The 14,583-nt window shown below is 41.5% G+C and carries 18 protein-coding genes; 13 read left to right on the top strand and 5 right to left on the bottom strand.

Annotation, left to right across the window (positions count from 1 at the left end):
- Positions 1-342: transposase (locus CDZ78_RS07335; RefSeq protein WP_174664562.1), on the top strand; the 342-nt coding region annotated here is incomplete at its 5' end.
- A gap of 306 nt (positions 343-648) precedes the next feature.
- Here CDZ78_RS07335 and ispH read toward each other — a convergent pair.
- The 4 genes from ispH to trhP form a co-directional block, all read right to left on the bottom strand.
- Entirely contained in the window at positions 649-1,602 is a 954-nt protein-coding gene (ispH, locus tag CDZ78_RS07330) for a 4-hydroxy-3-methylbut-2-enyl diphosphate reductase (RefSeq protein WP_087869421.1), read from the bottom strand.
- Complete coding sequence (gene rraA / locus CDZ78_RS07325) at positions 1,599-2,093, bottom strand: ribonuclease E activity regulator RraA (protein WP_087869420.1); 495 nt, start codon at positions 2,091-2,093, stop codon at positions 1,599-1,601. Before rraA ends, ispH begins: the two co-directional genes overlap by 4 nt.
- A gap of 233 nt (positions 2,094-2,326) precedes the next feature.
- Positions 2,327-2,527 carry a YgaP family membrane protein gene (locus CDZ78_RS07320; protein WP_087869419.1) on the bottom strand — a complete coding sequence of 67 codons (201 nt, stop codon included), beginning with the start codon at positions 2,525-2,527 and terminating at the stop codon, positions 2,327-2,329.
- Between the two features lie 13 nt (positions 2,528-2,540).
- Complete coding sequence (gene trhP / locus CDZ78_RS07315; protein ID WP_087869418.1) at positions 2,541-3,890, bottom strand: prephenate-dependent tRNA uridine(34) hydroxylase TrhP; 1,350 nt, start codon at positions 3,888-3,890, stop codon at positions 2,541-2,543.
- 228 nt (positions 3,891-4,118) lie between these two features.
- On the opposite strand from trhP, the gene rpsF reads away from it, so the two are divergent.
- The 5 genes from rpsF to waaA all read left to right on the top strand — a co-directional run bounded on the left by rpsF (position 4,119) and on the right by waaA (position 7,836).
- Positions 4,119-4,592: a 30S ribosomal protein S6 gene (gene rpsF / locus CDZ78_RS07310; protein WP_087869417.1), complete on the top strand. Its 474-nt coding sequence runs from the start codon at positions 4,119-4,121 to the stop codon at positions 4,590-4,592.
- A gap of 24 nt (positions 4,593-4,616) precedes the next feature.
- Positions 4,617-4,847 carry a 30S ribosomal protein S18 gene (rpsR, locus tag CDZ78_RS07305; RefSeq protein WP_087869416.1) on the top strand — a complete coding sequence of 77 codons (231 nt, stop codon included), beginning with the start codon at positions 4,617-4,619 and terminating at the stop codon, positions 4,845-4,847.
- Between the two features lie 19 nt (positions 4,848-4,866).
- Positions 4,867-5,775 (top strand): YybS family protein, encoded by a 909-nt coding sequence (locus CDZ78_RS07300; protein ID WP_167374209.1) that lies wholly within the window; start codon positions 4,867-4,869, stop codon positions 5,773-5,775.
- Between the two features lie 44 nt (positions 5,776-5,819).
- On the top strand, positions 5,820-6,269 hold the full coding sequence (rplI, locus tag CDZ78_RS07295; protein ID WP_087869415.1) for a 50S ribosomal protein L9: 450 nt from the start codon (positions 5,820-5,822) through the stop codon (positions 6,267-6,269).
- A 280-nt stretch (positions 6,270-6,549) separates the two neighbouring features.
- On the top strand, positions 6,550-7,836 hold the full coding sequence (waaA, locus tag CDZ78_RS07290; protein WP_087869414.1) for a lipid IV(A) 3-deoxy-D-manno-octulosonic acid transferase: 1,287 nt from the start codon (positions 6,550-6,552) through the stop codon (positions 7,834-7,836).
- Here the strand turns inward: waaA and CDZ78_RS07285 are convergent.
- A complete protein-coding gene (locus tag CDZ78_RS07285) occupies positions 7,799-8,506 on the bottom strand; it encodes a ComFC family protein (protein ID WP_087869413.1) in 708 nt (235 codons plus the stop codon). The genes waaA and CDZ78_RS07285 overlap by 38 nt on opposite strands.
- Positions 8,507-8,575: 69 nt before the next feature.
- On the opposite strand from CDZ78_RS07285, the gene bioB reads away from it, so the two are divergent.
- The 7 genes from bioB to CDZ78_RS23615 all read left to right on the top strand — a co-directional run bounded on the left by bioB (position 8,576) and on the right by CDZ78_RS23615 (position 14,390).
- Entirely contained in the window at positions 8,576-9,559 is a 984-nt protein-coding gene (gene bioB / locus CDZ78_RS07280) for a biotin synthase BioB (protein ID WP_087869412.1), read from the top strand.
- 306 nt (positions 9,560-9,865) lie between these two features.
- Positions 9,866-11,029: an 8-amino-7-oxononanoate synthase gene (gene bioF, locus CDZ78_RS07275; protein WP_230990786.1), complete on the top strand. Its 1,164-nt coding sequence runs from the start codon at positions 9,866-9,868 to the stop codon at positions 11,027-11,029.
- On the top strand, positions 11,026-11,823 hold the full coding sequence (bioH, locus tag CDZ78_RS07270; protein ID WP_087869410.1) for a pimeloyl-ACP methyl ester esterase BioH: 798 nt from the start codon (positions 11,026-11,028) through the stop codon (positions 11,821-11,823). The genes bioF and bioH overlap by 4 nt, the downstream gene beginning before the upstream one ends.
- Positions 11,824-12,234: 411 nt before the next feature.
- A complete protein-coding gene (bioC, locus tag CDZ78_RS07265; RefSeq protein ID WP_087869409.1) occupies positions 12,235-13,032 on the top strand; it encodes a malonyl-ACP O-methyltransferase BioC in 798 nt (265 codons plus the stop codon).
- Entirely contained in the window at positions 13,029-13,700 is a 672-nt protein-coding gene (bioD, locus tag CDZ78_RS07260) for a dethiobiotin synthase (protein ID WP_087869408.1), read from the top strand. Before bioC ends, bioD begins: the two co-directional genes overlap by 4 nt.
- 211 nt (positions 13,701-13,911) lie before the next feature.
- Positions 13,912-14,235, top strand: coding sequence for a PAS domain-containing protein (locus CDZ78_RS07255; RefSeq protein ID WP_140413925.1), 324 nt, complete (start codon positions 13,912-13,914; stop codon positions 14,233-14,235).
- Positions 14,236-14,264: 29 nt separating this feature from the next.
- On the top strand, positions 14,265-14,390 hold the full coding sequence (locus CDZ78_RS23615; protein WP_263459049.1) for a hypothetical protein: 126 nt from the start codon (positions 14,265-14,267) through the stop codon (positions 14,388-14,390).
- The last annotated feature ends 193 nt before the right edge of the window (positions 14,391-14,583 follow it).

Below are 14,583 nucleotides of genomic sequence, written 5' to 3'. Positions count from 1 at the left end.
ACATATCGTTATCAGGACAGCAAAACCAAACGCTATCAAACCAAAACAGTGCCGGGAGCTGATTTTTTATGGCTGGTGCTGCAGCATGTTTTACCCAAAGGCTTTCGCCGTGCGCGGAACTTCGGTTTTTTACACCCTAATAGCAAGCGGGTGATTAAGCTGATTCACATCCTGCTAAAGTTTGATCCGGCGAAGATATTACGCACACTGAAGCCACGCCCGAAATTTAGTTGTAAATGCTGTGGTGGTGCAATGATCGTAGGGCGTAGGCGAATACCGAGAGTGGAGATAATGTCTCAGCCTGTGCCGACTAAAATGCTGGAACCACGAACGGTTATGTAAATTCACACACCTTCACCCAAGCAAGCAGGATAAGACCCTGAGGGAGTTGCTTGGGCTAAAATCGGGGGTTTAGGCTAAAAAATTGCTCCGAGACTTGTTGTTGTAAGTTGTCTGCAATAGGCAACTTACAATGTTCAGTTAAGATTTAAAAATAGAGCTCTGATTAATCAATCGGGCTAATCAGCAAAAAGCTATTTTCATATAGCGTAGTAACAAAATCTCTACTATCCCCCCGGGCTTGTCCAACAAACGGTTCAGATTGTGGCTCGCTTCGCGATCACAATCTAACCTTGTTCGTTAGAAAATTTAACGCTTTTCCATATGTAACTTCAATTCTTTAGGTAGGGTAAAGACCACTTTTTCTTCTATGCCCTTAATCTCTGTCGCTGTTTCACCACCCCAGTCTTGTAGTTGCTTTATCACTTCCTGAACAAGTACTTCGGGCGCAGATGCGCCAGCTGTTACGCCGACAACATCGACATTAGTGAACCAGTCCTGGTGCATGTCAGCTGCGGTATCGATAAGGTGGGCCGGTTTCCCCAGTTGCTCGGCAATTTCCCTTAAGCGGTTGGAATTAGAGCTATTAGTTGAGCCTACAACCAGAATAATGTCTGCGTTTTCTGCAAGGTCGTGTACCGCATCCTGGCGGTTTTGTGTGGCGTAGCAAATATCGTCTTTCTTTTGTTCCAGAATATGCGGAAAATGTTCGTGTAGTGCATCAACCATCACGCTAGTATCAGTCATTGATAGCGTAGTTTGCGTGACATAGGCCAGATTTTCGGGGTTATTAACTTTGACGGTTCTTACGTCCTCTGGTGTTTCAACTAGGTAGATAGCGCCGTTTTCAGTGCATTTTTCGTACTGCCCCATGGTGCCTTCGACTTCGGGGTGGCCTTCGTGTCCGATAAGAAATACTTCTCTATCAGCTTTTGCGTGTTTAGCGACCTGGATATGAACTTTTGTAACTAAAGGGCAGGTAGCGTCGAAGACTGTTAAATTTCTTTCGACAGCTTCTTTTTGTACTTTTTTGGATACACCGTGAGCGCTAAAAATAAGATAAGAGCCTTCTGGGACATCACTTAATTCTTCAATGAAAATTGCTCCTTTTTCTCTAAGGCCATCAACGACCGTACGGTTGTGTACTACTTCGTGACGGACATAAATAGGTGCGCCAAAGGCCTCGATAGCGCGGTCAACAATCTCAATTGCGCGGTCTACACCAGCACAAAAGCCTCTAGGGTTAGCAAGTTCAATTTTCATGGTCTTTTAAGTAATGGGTTTTGAGAAACGATAATGCCGTCATTATCTGCATAGAGATAATGATCAGATTTAAAATGTATACCGGCAAACATACAGGTGCTATTTAACTCTCCAGTGCCTTTTTCATGACTTTTTAAGGGGTGAGTGTGTAATGCGCGTATACCGATGGGAAGCTTGTTAATTGCATCGGAGTCACGTATGCAACCGTATATGATAATACCCCGGCAACCGTTTTTGCAAGCAGTGCTTGCCAGGTTTTGGCCGAGTAATGCGCAACGATGTGAGCCTCCGCCGTCAATCACTAAAATGCGCTCGCTAACTTTTTGTTCTAATAGTTGTCGTATTAATACATTGTCTTCAAAAACTTTAACGGTAGTGATTTGTCCTGAAAAGCAGTGTTTTTTGCCAAAAGTTTTGAAAATAGGTTCGGCTATTTGAAAGCCAGTATCAGATGAGTGGCTGTCACAAATGTCTGCAGTTGTGAATGTCATGGAGTGAGTATGCGATGGTAAGGTATGAGTTTAACGTCTACGCCTGTGTATATGTAAGTACCCAAGGTAAATTAATTTAACTAAAATAAGGCATCAATGTAGAGCGGACTTTAGTCCGCTAATGTAGGAAACTGATATATTAGCGGACTAAAGTCCGCTCTACGTGCCTATTAACATTACCAAGACGATTCTAAAAAGGTTAAATCAATTTTGCCTAGATACTTATATGGTACCTATTCTGTATCAGAGGTCTTAGCTTTACAGGTTGATATGCCTAAAGGCAGATAAGCAGGGCACCAGTTAATCAGGGCTGTTGCCAAAGGGATAATGCCAACGGCTCCCCACCAGGATTTAAAAAAAGCCCCAGCTGCAATGATGATTATACCTGCGGCTATTCTAAGTTTTTTATCGAGTCCACCCACATTAGCTTTCATAATTTTTGCCTCGTTATTTAATGTATCGGGCTAATAAGCCCAGGTTGTTTTCAAAGGCGGGGATGGGGATTTTAACTTCATAACCACCGCCTGATGCTTCCTGTATTTCATGTCCATGCAGGTCTTCCATGCTTTTTACGATAATATCATGATTTCCTTCCGGATGTATAAACTCAAGCTTATCTCCAACTGCGAACTTATTCTTTACCAGGATTTCCGCCAGTCCAGTATTTTTATCATAGGCTCTGATTTCACCACAAAATTGTTGCTGGTGGCTTTTTGAATAGCCAGTGAGGTAGTTTTGATGTTCGTGAGTGTGATGGCGTTGATAAAAACCATCAGTATAGCCACGGTTAGCCAGATTCTCTAATACCCCAATTAGTTCGGGCTGAAAATCTCTGCCTGCTACTGCATCATCAATTGCCTGCTTGTAAGTCTGTGCAGTTCTGGCTACATAATAATGAGATTTAGTTCGCCCCTCAATTTTTAAACTATCGACACCAATTTCTACCAGTCGGTGTATATGTTCGATAGCACGCAAATCTTTGGAATTCATGATATAGGTACCATGCTCATCTTCCATGACAGGTAAAAGCTCACCAGGGCGGCCTTCTTCTTCAAGAAAATAGACTTCATCGGCAAGCGGGTGACGTTCAGCGCCTCCACAGTTTGCAGTGCTGGAGTTGAGGTCATCGAGCGATAGTGAACCGCCATCAAGAACAAAATCACCTTCTGCATTTTCGTGGGCTGGCTTTGTGTCATATTTCCAGCGGCATGAGTTAGTGCAAGTGCCTTGGTTAGGGTCGCGATGATTGAAATATCCTGATAATAAGCAGCGCCCGGAATAGGCGATACAAAGAGCGCCATGGACGAAAACTTCTAATTCCATATCGGGGCATTCCTGACGAATTTCTGCAATTTCATCAAGTGATAGTTCACGCGATAAGATAATGCGCTCTACGCCCATTTTTTGCCAGAATTTAACGGCCGCAAAGTTAACTGTGTTAGCTTGTACCGATAAATGTATTGGCATGTCAGGCCATTGCTCTCGGGCCATCATAATTAACCCCGGATCTGCCATGATCAGTGCATCCGGTCGCATGGCAACAATAGGAGCGATATCCTTGATAAAGGTTTTAATTTTAGTGTTGTGTGGAATTACGTTGGCAGCGAGAAAAAACTTTTTTCCTAAGGCGTGTGCTTCAGCTATACCTTTAGCAAGATTCTCATCAAGAAAATCATTATTACGGACCCGTAAGCTATAGCGGGGTTGACCTGCGTAGACTGCATCGGCGCCATAGGCAAAGGCGTAGCGCATATTTCTTAAGGTGCCGGCGGGGGATAGTAGTTCAATTTTTTTCATGTTTATTTATAGCAATTATTCTTTTTTTGTATTTTACCTGATTGTCTACGACTAAAATAGTTTAGTTATTTTGAGGTAATTGTGCGTTATTATCTGATGAGTAAAAACAACTATTTTGCAATAAAAGTAAAAATAAAATATAATGCTCGGTTCTTTTACGGGGTGTGAAAACCCTCCTTGTCTTACTATACTAATTTATATAGAAGGCTTTAAACCGAAAGGAAAATTATGCGGCATTATGAAATTGTCTTTTTAGTTCATCCTGATCAAAGCTCTCAGGTACCTGCAATGATAGATCGTTATCGTGCAGTTATTGAAGGGACATCAGGTACTATCCATCGTTTAGAAGATTGGGGGCGCAGACATCTGGCCTATCCGATTAAAAAACTGCAAAAAGCACATTATGTATTGATGAATATTGAGTGTGATCAGGAAGCTCTTGCTGAGTTGGAAAGTAGTTTTCGTTTTAATGATGCTGTGCTACGTAGCATGACTTTAGTAATGAAAGGTGCGCTCACTGATTCTTCTGTTATTGCATCAGAGGCAGCTGAAGAAGCTAAAGTTGAAAAGCCAGAAGTTAAAACTGAAAAGCCAGAAGCTAAAGCTGAAAAACCGGCAACTGAAGAAGTTAAAGCTGAAAAGCCAGTAACTGAAAAAGCGGCTCCTGAAGCAGAAGTCAAAAAAGATTCTGAGAGCATTTAATAAAAATACATAGAGGTTAAGCTTATGGCACGTCAAATGAGACGCAAAAAGCATTATACTTTTGGTGCGGAAGGTGAAAGCAATGCAATCGATTATAAAAATATCGAATTGCTAGGCGAATTCGTTACTGAAACAGGCAAAATTGTACCTAGCCGTATTACTGGTACAACTGCAAAAAATCAAAGACAAATAACAACCGCTATTAAGCGTGCGCGTTATATTGCTTTGATGCCTTTTTGTGATGCACACGATTAATTAATATAAGGTAGGCACAGTGAATTTTTTAGCGAGTTTTATTATGCGAGGAAGGGGGCAGGCTATGTTTGTTGCCGCTTCTTTAGCTTTGCTATCATTACTTATGCCGCCTATTAGTATTGTAAGTTCAGCTACAGTCGCATTGGTGACATTGCGTCGTGGTGGGTATGAAGGATTATTAGTATTATTAAGCGCTACCTTAGCTGCTGCTTTGTTGGGTTTTGTAGTCTTAAGTGATTTTCAATTTGCTTTGGGTTATGCTCTTATATTGTGGCTGCCTGTCTGGTTGCTTTCTATAGTATTGCGCGAAGGACGGCACTTGTCGCTGGCTTTTGAGATAGCGTCAATAATAGGTGCTTTAGCAGTGATAGGTTTTTATTTGATGGTTCAGGATCCTGCTCTTTATTGGCAGGCAGTTTTGAATATCATGATACAGCCTATGCTACAAGTTTCTGAAGTGCCTGTAGAGCAGATAGAGCAGACGGTTGTCATGATGTCTAGGTATATGACAGGTATACTTGCAACAGGTTCAGTTACTGGATTATTGTTAGGCTTGTTACTGGCTCGTTGGTGGCAGGCTAAATTGTATAATCCGGGTGGATTCTCTGCTGAATACCTGTCTCTACGTATGTCGCTAAGGTTTACTATAGTAACGCTGATTACCTTTTTGGTTGCGCTGCTATCAAGTGGCATTTTTTCCGAAGTAGCATGGAATATAGGTATTATTTTATTTATGTTGTATGCCTTTATCGGAACTGCTATTGCGCACGCTTTATTAGCGAACACTAAGGCAAAGCGCTTTTTATTACCAATATTTTATATCAGCATTTTTATTGTGCCGCATATTGTGATTCCAGTAGCGATTATTGGTATCAGTGATACGTGGCTGAATTTACGAAAAAATATAACCCCCCCATCCAGTACTTAAATGTACTGTGAAATCGGTACACCGATAACTATGAGGATTTAAAGATGGAAGTTATCCTTCTTGAGAAAGTTGTAAACCTGGGTAATCTAGGCGATAAAGTAAACGTGAAATCAGGATTTGCTAGAAATTTTCTGGTTCCACAAAGAAAAGCCGTTATGGCGACTAAAGAAAAAATTGCAGAATTTGAGTCGCGTAGAGCAGAACTTGAAAGAGCTGCAGCTGAGAAACTATCAGCAGCTCAGAAAAGAGCTGATGCTTTGGCTAAAGTCGAAGTTGTTATTGCGCATAAAGCAGGTGAAGAAGGTAAGTTATTTGGCTCTGTGGGCACTGTTGATATTGCTGATGCGATAACAGCAGCTGGCGCAGCAGTTGATAAAAGCGAAATACGCTTGCCAGAAGGTATTATTCGCCAGATTGGTGAATATAATATCGACGTAAATTTACATGCTGATGTAACTGTTGCAGTGAATGTTCAGGTTGTTGCAGAAGACTAGATCTTTTGCTGTTTAAATTCACTGATATGGTGCAACTCCATATCAGTGGATTTTACTGATTTTTTGTAGGTACGAATAAGTTCAAACCTACGGTGTGTCATAAGCTGTTTATTTAGTTGAAGCTTAGATTACATTAGGTGAGGAACTTGGTGCTATTTTCTTTTAAGTTCTGAGTCTTGATTTGCTAGCATTTTTTTAGTATATCACTCGAATATACTTTACCCTCCGTTCGTACCTTTCTTTAGGTATTAGCTGCCGCTTAGGCGTGGATATTTACGATATGTATTATTTCTATGTTGCTTTATTCTATTTATTAATTCCTTTCTGGGCCGTTTTTCATTATCTAAGAGGCTTAAACAAGAAAGATTATCATGCTCGATGGAAAGAGTTTTTCGGGTTTTATACAAAAAAACATACTCAGCAAGTTATCTGGTTGCATGCCGCCTCAGTCGGTGAAGTCGAAGCAGCCAATGTTCTAATTAATTATTTTCGAGATAATTCCTCTTATAAAGTTCTGGTTACCACAAGTACAGAGCCTGGATACCAGCGTGTCCATGCATTGCAGGGTGATAGAGTTGAGCATGTCTATTTGCCATTAGATATACCAGATGCAGTGGGGCGCTTTGTTAGGCATTTTCAGCCTAGGATGGCGGTCATTATGGAGACTGAAATCTGGCCAGTACTGATCTCAAAATGTGCAGAAAATTCGATACCTTTTTTTATTGTTAATGCCAGATTATCTGAAAAATCAACCAAAGGGTACTTGAAATTCAAATTTTTCCTGGAAAACGTTTTCTCGGGAGTTAATGCGGTGATTGTGCAGACAGAGCTTGATGCACGCCGCTATCAGGATATTGGAGTGAGTGCTGAAAAAATTACTGTCACAGGGAATATTAAATTAGATATGGCTATCCCTGAGTCAACTAAAATTCAGGCATTTGATATAAAACAAAAGCTATTTCCTGAGCGCATGGTTTTAGTGGTTGGAAGTACTCATCAGGGAGAGGAAGAGATATTTTTAAATGGTTATAAAAGTTTAAAGCAACGATTTCCTGAGTTGTTATTAGTTTTAGTGCCGCGCCAGCCAAAACGTACAGATGAAATTATTAAATTATGTTTAGTGGATAAACTTAATGTAGTCCGGCGCACAGAAGAAAGACCATGTACAGCATCCACTGATGTATTTTTAGTGGATACCATCGGTGAACTGAAGCAGATGTATGCAGTTGCTGATTGTAGTTTTGTTGCCGGCAGTATGGTGCCTATAGGTGGGCATAATATTTTTGAGCCGATTTTGCTTGATGTGCCCGTATTGTTTGGGCCTTATATGAAAAACTCTGAAATGCTTGCCCAGCAATTGCTGGATGCCAAAGGGGCTATACAGTGCTTTAATGATGCGGATATTGTTGATAACGTAACACTTATTTTGAGTCAGACACGGGAAAAAGAGTTATTGATAAATGCCGGACGTGCTTTTGTAAAGCAAAATAGAGGTGCGCTAGAAAGAACCGTGGCTGTTATTGAAAATTTTATGCGCGAGCGCAAACCCAGACATCTACGCGATTGACCCCGGTAGCTTTTATCGTTTTGGCTAGCTCATTTGCTGTTGCGCCTGTCGTCATTACATCATGCAGAATGGCAATATGCTCAGCGTTAGGCCTTGCTACCATCTGAAAAGCATTTTTAATATTTTTATGTCGTTGTTTTCCCGTTAGGGAGATTTGATGTGGCGTATTTTTTATATGCAGACAGCAGGCATTATCAATAGGGATAGAGTGTTGCTGGGCAATAATTTTAGCAATTTCCAGCGTCTGATTGAAACCTCTTTGTTGATAGCGTTTCGGGTGTAATGGAACGGGAATAATGAGTTCGGGAAGTTCGGCATTGTTAGTTAGGTGCTTCCCGAGAAGTAGGCCTAATAAACGAGAGTTTTTATACGCACCATTAAATTTACATTGATTTATTAGGTAACGTATTGCTCCCTGATGTGCAAACGGGGCATAGGTTCTGTCAAAAGCCGGGGGATTTTTCTGGCAGTCACCGCATAATTGCAGGTTCGAGCTATCGCTTTCAAATTGCTTTGCACAACAAAAGCAATGACTCTTCACTGTCAATAGTCCGTTATAGCAGGGCTGACACAGACCCATATCTTGCATGCCCCGGTTTCCACATAAGATACAGCTAGCCGGAAGCAAACTATATTGTATAATATTAATCCAGTTGTTTACCGTTTTCATCATGTTAGGTTGATTAGTTTTTGCTTAATCGATTTTTCCAGGATAATCCAGGCTTTGGAGATTAACAGAATGTCATCCGTTTTAGTAAGTAATGATTCAATATTACGCCATGATTGGCAGTTAGAGGAAGTGAAATCTTTGTTTAACCAGCCGTTTAATGATCTGCTTTTTCAAGCGCAAACTATTCATCGTTCGCATTTTGATCCTAACGAAGTGCAAATAAGCAGTCTGTTAAGTATTAAGACGGGGTCGTGTTCAGAAGATTGTGGTTATTGCCCGCAAAGTGCGCGCTATGATTCGGATTTAACACCTGAAGCATTAATGCCGGTAGATGAAGTCTTAAAGTCAGCGCAACAAGCAAAAGATCAAGGTGCATCACGTTTTTGTATGGGAGCTGCCTGGAGGAGCCCTAAGGATAAGGATATAGAGCGTGTTGTAGAAATGGTACAAGGGGTAAAAGCAATGGGTATGGAAACCTGTGTGACCTTAGGTATGTTAACTGACCAGCAAACTCAAACCTTAAAAGAAGGGGGGCTGGATTACTACAACCATAACCTGGATACCTCGGAAGATTACTATTCAGAAGTAATTACCACTAGAACTTATCAGGACCGTTTAGATACCTTAGGGCGTGTACGTGATGCTGGTATCAATGTTTGTTGTGGCGGTATTGTGGGTATGGGGGAAAATGATACTGATCGAGCGAATTTACTGATCGAATTGGCTAATTTACCTAAACACCCGGAAAGTGTGCCAATCAATATGTTGGTGCAAGTAGAAGGGACTCCTTTAATGGGTAGCGAGCAACTTGATCCTTTTATGTTTATTCGTATGATTGCCGTGGCACGCATACTCATGCCTGAGTCGCGCGTTAGACTATCTGCCGGGCGCACTGATATGTCAGATGAAATGCAGGCATTATGCTTTTTTGCCGGTGCGAACTCTATTTTTTATGGTGATAAGTTATTAACTACGGATAACCCAATGACTAACCATGATCTAGCTTTATTTGATCGATTAGGTGTGCGCTCTGCAGGGTCGAGTTACGCGTAACCGTAAACCGTAGGCCGGAATAGCGCAGCGTTTTCCGGCAATGTTGTTGAATTGTTACTTTTACCATGAAGTGCATGAAGAACCTGAAGGGTTTGCTGCTTTTATTTTATCCAGGCCTCAACAATGCTCCTTACAAATATGCTTTGAGCCCCTTAAATAACCGATAACACATATCTAACAATCAATAATTTACAAACTTGGGGGAGTAGGCTTTAGCCTACTCCCCAGTTTTCTCGGTTAATTAGAGCGTCTGGTATTAGCTTATTCGGCAACTTTGTCTCTTTCTTCATTGTCTTCATGTCCTTCATGGTAAAGCAAAACAATTTACTAGCAACGCTTGATGAATTAAAGCAAGCTAATCTATATCGTACCAGGCGGATTATCGATTCTGCACAAGGGGTCTATTTACGGGTTGACGGGCGTAAACTACTGAATTTTTGCAGTAATGATTATTTAGGTCTAGCTAATCATCCACAAGTTATCGAATCCTTTAAACAGGCGGTTGATAAATATGGGGTAGGTAGTGGCTCAGCACATTTAGTTTGTGGGCATGGCTATGAGCATCATGCGTTAGAAGAGGAATTAGCAGATTTTACCGGGCGTGAGCGTGTGTTATTGTTTTCTACTGGTTATATGGCAAACTTAGGTGTGATAGCCGCGTTGATGGGTAAGGGTGGTGTTGTCTACGAAGATAAATTAAATCATGCCTCATTGCTTGATGGTGGTTTATTATCAGGGGCTAAATTTAAGCGCTATTTGCATAATGATATGCATAATTTACAAGCAAAAATGCATGGCCTTATGCCAGATCAGCAGGCAATGATTGTCACAGATGGCGTATTTAGCATGGATGGCGATTATGCGCCTTTAGAGGCACTGTCAGAGTTAGCGCAGCAACAGGGAGCATATTTAATGGTTGATGATGCGCATGGATTTGGCGGGTTAGGAGCAACCGGTGCAGGGCTAGTCGAGCAATGCCAGTTAAATCAGCAGCAAGTACCTGTGTTAGTGGGTACATTAGGCAAGGCATTTGGTACTAGTGGGGCGTTTGTTGCTGGTTCTGAGGTAATAATTGAAACTTTAATTCAGAAAGCGAGAACTTATATTTACACCACGGCATTGCCGCCTGCAATTGCGGCTGCAACAAGAACAAGTTTGCAATTTGTTATTAATGATAGCTGGCGTAGAGATAAATTAAAGATGTTAGTGCAACGATTTCAAACGGGGGCCAGGCAAATAGGTCTGGATTTAATGCCGTCTGAATCAGCTATCCAGCCGATAGTGCTAGGTAATAGTCTGCAGGCGCTGCAAGCCAGCGAGCATTTATTACAACAAGGATTGTGGGTCAGTGCGATTCGTCCACCTACAGTGCCAGAGGGGAGTGCGCGCCTGCGCATTACTTTTTCTGCGCAACATACTGAACAGCATATTGATCAGTTGTTGTGCGCACTAGAAGGTCTACCTGCATGACAGCTTGGTTTCAAGATAAGTTGCATAAAGAGGTTTATGGGCATGGCGAACCTATTGTTATGCTACATGGCTGGGCAATGCACACAGGGATATGGCGTGATTTTGCTAAAGCTTTAGCAGGGCAGAATCAAGTGATGTGCCTGGATTTGCCTGGGCATGGCTTAAGCGCAAGTATTACCCCTTATACTTTAGAGTCAGTTGTGGATGCGGTTTATGCGCAGCTACCTGAGCATGCATGTGTATTAATAGGATGGTCGTTAGGAGGGAATGTTGCATTGCGCCTGGCGGAAAAATATCCACAGAAAATTAAATCATTAGTGCTGATTGCCAGTAATCCACATTTTATGGAAACTAAGAATTGGCCCGGGGTGCAGGCAGATGTTCTGCAATTATTTACTAATAATTTACAGAAAAATCCTGCGCCGACTTTATTGCGTTTTATGAGCATACAGGTGCAGGAGATGGATGATAAAAAAGCTAGCTTAAAGCAGATTAAGCAGGCTTTGCAGGAATGCGCTCCCTCTTCCCCTGAAGTTTTAATGGCTGGTCTGGGTATTCTGCAGGCAGTTGATCAAAGAAAAATCTTAAGTAGTTTAAGGATTCCTGTAATGATGATCCTGGGGGAGCTAGATACATTAGTGCCGGTGAGTGTGGGTGAGCAGTGCCAGTTATTGCAAGCTCGGCTTGAAGTGCACCTTATTGCCGGAGCAGGTCATATACCTTTTATTACTGATCAAAAACAGCTATTAGCTCTAATACATGATTTTACACGGCGAAGTGATTGTAATGCTTAATGCAGTATCTATTTTAGCCCGCGGTTTTCTAACAGCCGCTTTTCCGAATAAAACCCACAACTGTCGCCGCGCAAAGTCTAAAAATAGTAGGGCGCGGCTTTAGCCCGCCAATGCCAGTGAGCACCTAAAGGCGGGCAAAAGAGACAGTGAAAGTATTCAACATAATTCCCCTCCTTAGTTAAGGAGGGGTTAGGGGAGGTTTGATATATTAAAACTAATCACACAGTATCAATGACATATGTTTTTATACGATCCCCCCCCTCAATCCCCCTTCTCAAGGGGGGAGGCTAAAAGCAGATGCTTTCACAACCTCTAAAGCCACGGCCTAGCTGTTTTTAAAGCGGTTAACCGTGTTAAGTTGATAGTTCGGTTTTATACTAATGGTTAAATTTATAACTTCATAATTCAATAATGGAAACTAATGTTGCGCTGGATAAAAGGCAAATCAGACAGTCATTCGCTAATGCAGCGCAAAGTTATGATGCAATGGCTACCCTGCAGCGGAAGGTTGGACATGAATTAATAGCTAAGCTAGCCATGCCGCATGAGGCTATGGTGGTAGATGTAGGCTGTGGTACTGGTTTTTTTACTCAGCAATTGCGTGACCGAGCATTATTGGAAAACATACTAGCTTTAGATGTTGCCATGCCGATGTTATTGAAGGCACGGCAACGACTGGATGATATCTCTATTCCTCTGGTCTGTGCTGATGCAGAGCAATTACCTTTTGCCAGTCATAGTATTGATGGACTGGTGTCTAATTTAGCCTTGCAGTGGTGCCAAGGGCTGGGTGAAATGTTTGCTGATGTGTTTCGTGTCTTGCGAGCTAATGGATCGTTTGTATTTTCTACCTTTGGCGAAAGTGCTTTATGTGAATTGAAGGCTGCGTGGGCAGCTGTGGATGATTATCCGCATGTAAATGATTTTTGTAATCTTTCTTTAATTAAGCAGCATTTGCAAGCCGCAGGTTTTGTTGATGTACAGTTAGAAAGCAGGGTTTATCAGATTAAATATAACGATGTGATTGAGCTTATGCGAGAGTTAAAAGGAATCGGGGCGCATAATGTTAGTCAGGCGCGTAATAAGACGTTAACGACGAAAGGTCAGTTGCAGGTATTGGTAGCAGCTTATCCTAAAGATGACGATGGCAAGATTACCGCGAGCTATGAAATTATTTATGTACAGGCAAAAGTAGGTGGCGATATATGACGCAAGGGTATTTTGTAACCGGGACTGATACGGGAATAGGTAAAACCTGGAGTACCATTGCTTTGATGCAGTACTTTAAAAATCAGGGGAAAACAGTTGTAGGAATGAAGCCCGTAGCATCAGGCTGTGAAAGGATTGACGGGCAGTTGAAAAATGAAGATGCATTATTACTACAGCAGCATGCGTCACTGGCTTTGCCATATCAGGATGTTAACCCTTATGCATTTGCAATGCCTGTTTCTCCGCATATTGCGGCTGAGCAGGCTGGGGCTGAGATAGTGCTGAAGAATATTATTGATAAATATCAGAAAATTGAGAAGCTTGCTGATGTCGTATTGGTTGAAGGGGTAGGTGGTTGGTTGGTGCCGTTGAATGCTCACCAGGATGTGGCCGATTTAGCTCGGGAGCTAGATTTGCCGGTTATTCTGGTGGTGGGTATGCGCTTGGGCTGCATTAATCAGGCAAAGACAACATTTGCTGCGCTACAAAAATCAGGAGTGAAATGCCAGGGCTGGATTGCCTCCTGTGTAGAAAAGGATATGCTAATGCTAGATGAAAATATACAGTCGCTATGTTTATCAATCAATGCGCCCTTGTTGGCCGTTTTTCCGTATATGGAAACGCTAGATCCTGAGCTTTTTAGTGAGGAATTTATCTGTGAAATCTAATGCGGAAAACATTTTTATTTATAGTAGGTTGCCTGTGATACTTAAAGTGAAATTTTGTAAATAGTATAAGTATTCTCTTGCTTGAATTGAGTTTGTTTTTAGAAAAGTTTTGCAATTATCAGTGCACTAGAGTTAGAATCCCTATTCCATTAGATGAAGAATGGTAATTGTCGTCTGATGAATTCCAATAACAATAAAAGGGGCACAATAAATGGCTGAAATTACATATACTGGAACAATTATCAGTGACACCGACAAGAAAGGCATTATTACTTCGGCAAATGATGTATTTCAAGAAGTAGCAGGATATAGCGAAGACGAGCTAGTTGGTGCTAACCACAATATTGTCCGTCATGACGATATGCCGCGTGCTTGTTTTAAATTAGTCTGGGATACGATTAGTTCGGGAAAGGAAATTCGTGCCTTTGTTATCAATAAAGCAAAGAATGGAGATCATTACTGGGTATTAGCGCATATTACACCCACTGCAGATGGATACCATGCTGAAAGACAGGCTCCGATCCAGCAATTATAAATGATGTTGTTGCTCCTTTATATAAGCAGATGCGTGATAAAGAGAAAGAAATGAATTACAGCAATGAAGGCATGGAAGCGGCAACTCAAATATTATTAGATGTTCTGACTGATAAAGGTTTATCTTACGATGAGTTGATTGATGCACTTGCATAATAGTTGGAATATTAAGTTTTAAGATAACTTAAAGGTGGGTATGAGTGATTCATACCCAGTTTTTAAAAGGCCAGCAAGCTTTGTTTGCTGGCCTTTTTTATTGGCTAAAAATATGTGGTAAAGCTGGTCTGGTTTTTATGGGTTAAGGGGGCTTTGATGAATCTCAGAGTAGTGATATAAATCAAAATAGTTA

The organism is Bathymodiolus platifrons methanotrophic gill symbiont (genome assembly GCF_002189065.1).
Classification (GTDB): domain Bacteria; phylum Pseudomonadota; class Gammaproteobacteria; order Methylococcales; family Methylomonadaceae; genus Methyloprofundus.
The sequence above is the reverse complement of the archived record's forward strand: the minus strand, read 5'-3'. Positions and strand labels throughout refer to the sequence as shown.

Bases quoted from the DNA above. Each gene is read 5' to 3' on its own strand.
- ispH (WP_087869421.1), bottom strand. From the start codon at position 1,602: ATGAAAATTGAACTTGCTAACCCTAGAGGCTTTTGTGCTGGTGTAGAC.
- rraA (WP_087869420.1), bottom strand. From the start codon at position 2,093: ATGACATTCACAACTGCAGACATTTGTGACAGCCACTCATCTGATACT.
- CDZ78_RS07320 (WP_087869419.1), bottom strand. From the start codon at position 2,527: ATGAAAGCTAATGTGGGTGGACTCGATAAAAAACTTAGAATAGCCGCA.
- trhP (WP_087869418.1), bottom strand. From the start codon at position 3,890: ATGAAAAAAATTGAACTACTATCCCCCGCCGGCACCTTAAGAAATATG.
- rpsF (WP_087869417.1), top strand. From the start codon at position 4,119: ATGCGGCATTATGAAATTGTCTTTTTAGTTCATCCTGATCAAAGCTCT.
- rpsR (WP_087869416.1), top strand. From the start codon at position 4,617: ATGGCACGTCAAATGAGACGCAAAAAGCATTATACTTTTGGTGCGGAA.
- rplI (WP_087869415.1), top strand. From the start codon at position 5,820: ATGGAAGTTATCCTTCTTGAGAAAGTTGTAAACCTGGGTAATCTAGGC.
- waaA (WP_087869414.1), top strand. From the start codon at position 6,550: ATGTATTATTTCTATGTTGCTTTATTCTATTTATTAATTCCTTTCTGG.
- CDZ78_RS07285 (WP_087869413.1), bottom strand. From the start codon at position 8,506: ATGAAAACGGTAAACAACTGGATTAATATTATACAATATAGTTTGCTT.
- bioB (WP_087869412.1), top strand. From the start codon at position 8,576: ATGTCATCCGTTTTAGTAAGTAATGATTCAATATTACGCCATGATTGG.
- bioF (WP_230990786.1), top strand. From the start codon at position 9,866: ATGGTAAAGCAAAACAATTTACTAGCAACGCTTGATGAATTAAAGCAA.
- bioH (WP_087869410.1), top strand. From the start codon at position 11,026: ATGACAGCTTGGTTTCAAGATAAGTTGCATAAAGAGGTTTATGGGCAT.
- bioC (WP_087869409.1), top strand. From the start codon at position 12,235: ATGGAAACTAATGTTGCGCTGGATAAAAGGCAAATCAGACAGTCATTC.
- bioD (WP_087869408.1), top strand. From the start codon at position 13,029: ATGACGCAAGGGTATTTTGTAACCGGGACTGATACGGGAATAGGTAAA.
- CDZ78_RS07255 (WP_140413925.1), top strand. From the start codon at position 13,912: ATGGCTGAAATTACATATACTGGAACAATTATCAGTGACACCGACAAG.
- CDZ78_RS23615 (WP_263459049.1), top strand. From the start codon at position 14,265: ATGCGTGATAAAGAGAAAGAAATGAATTACAGCAATGAAGGCATGGAA.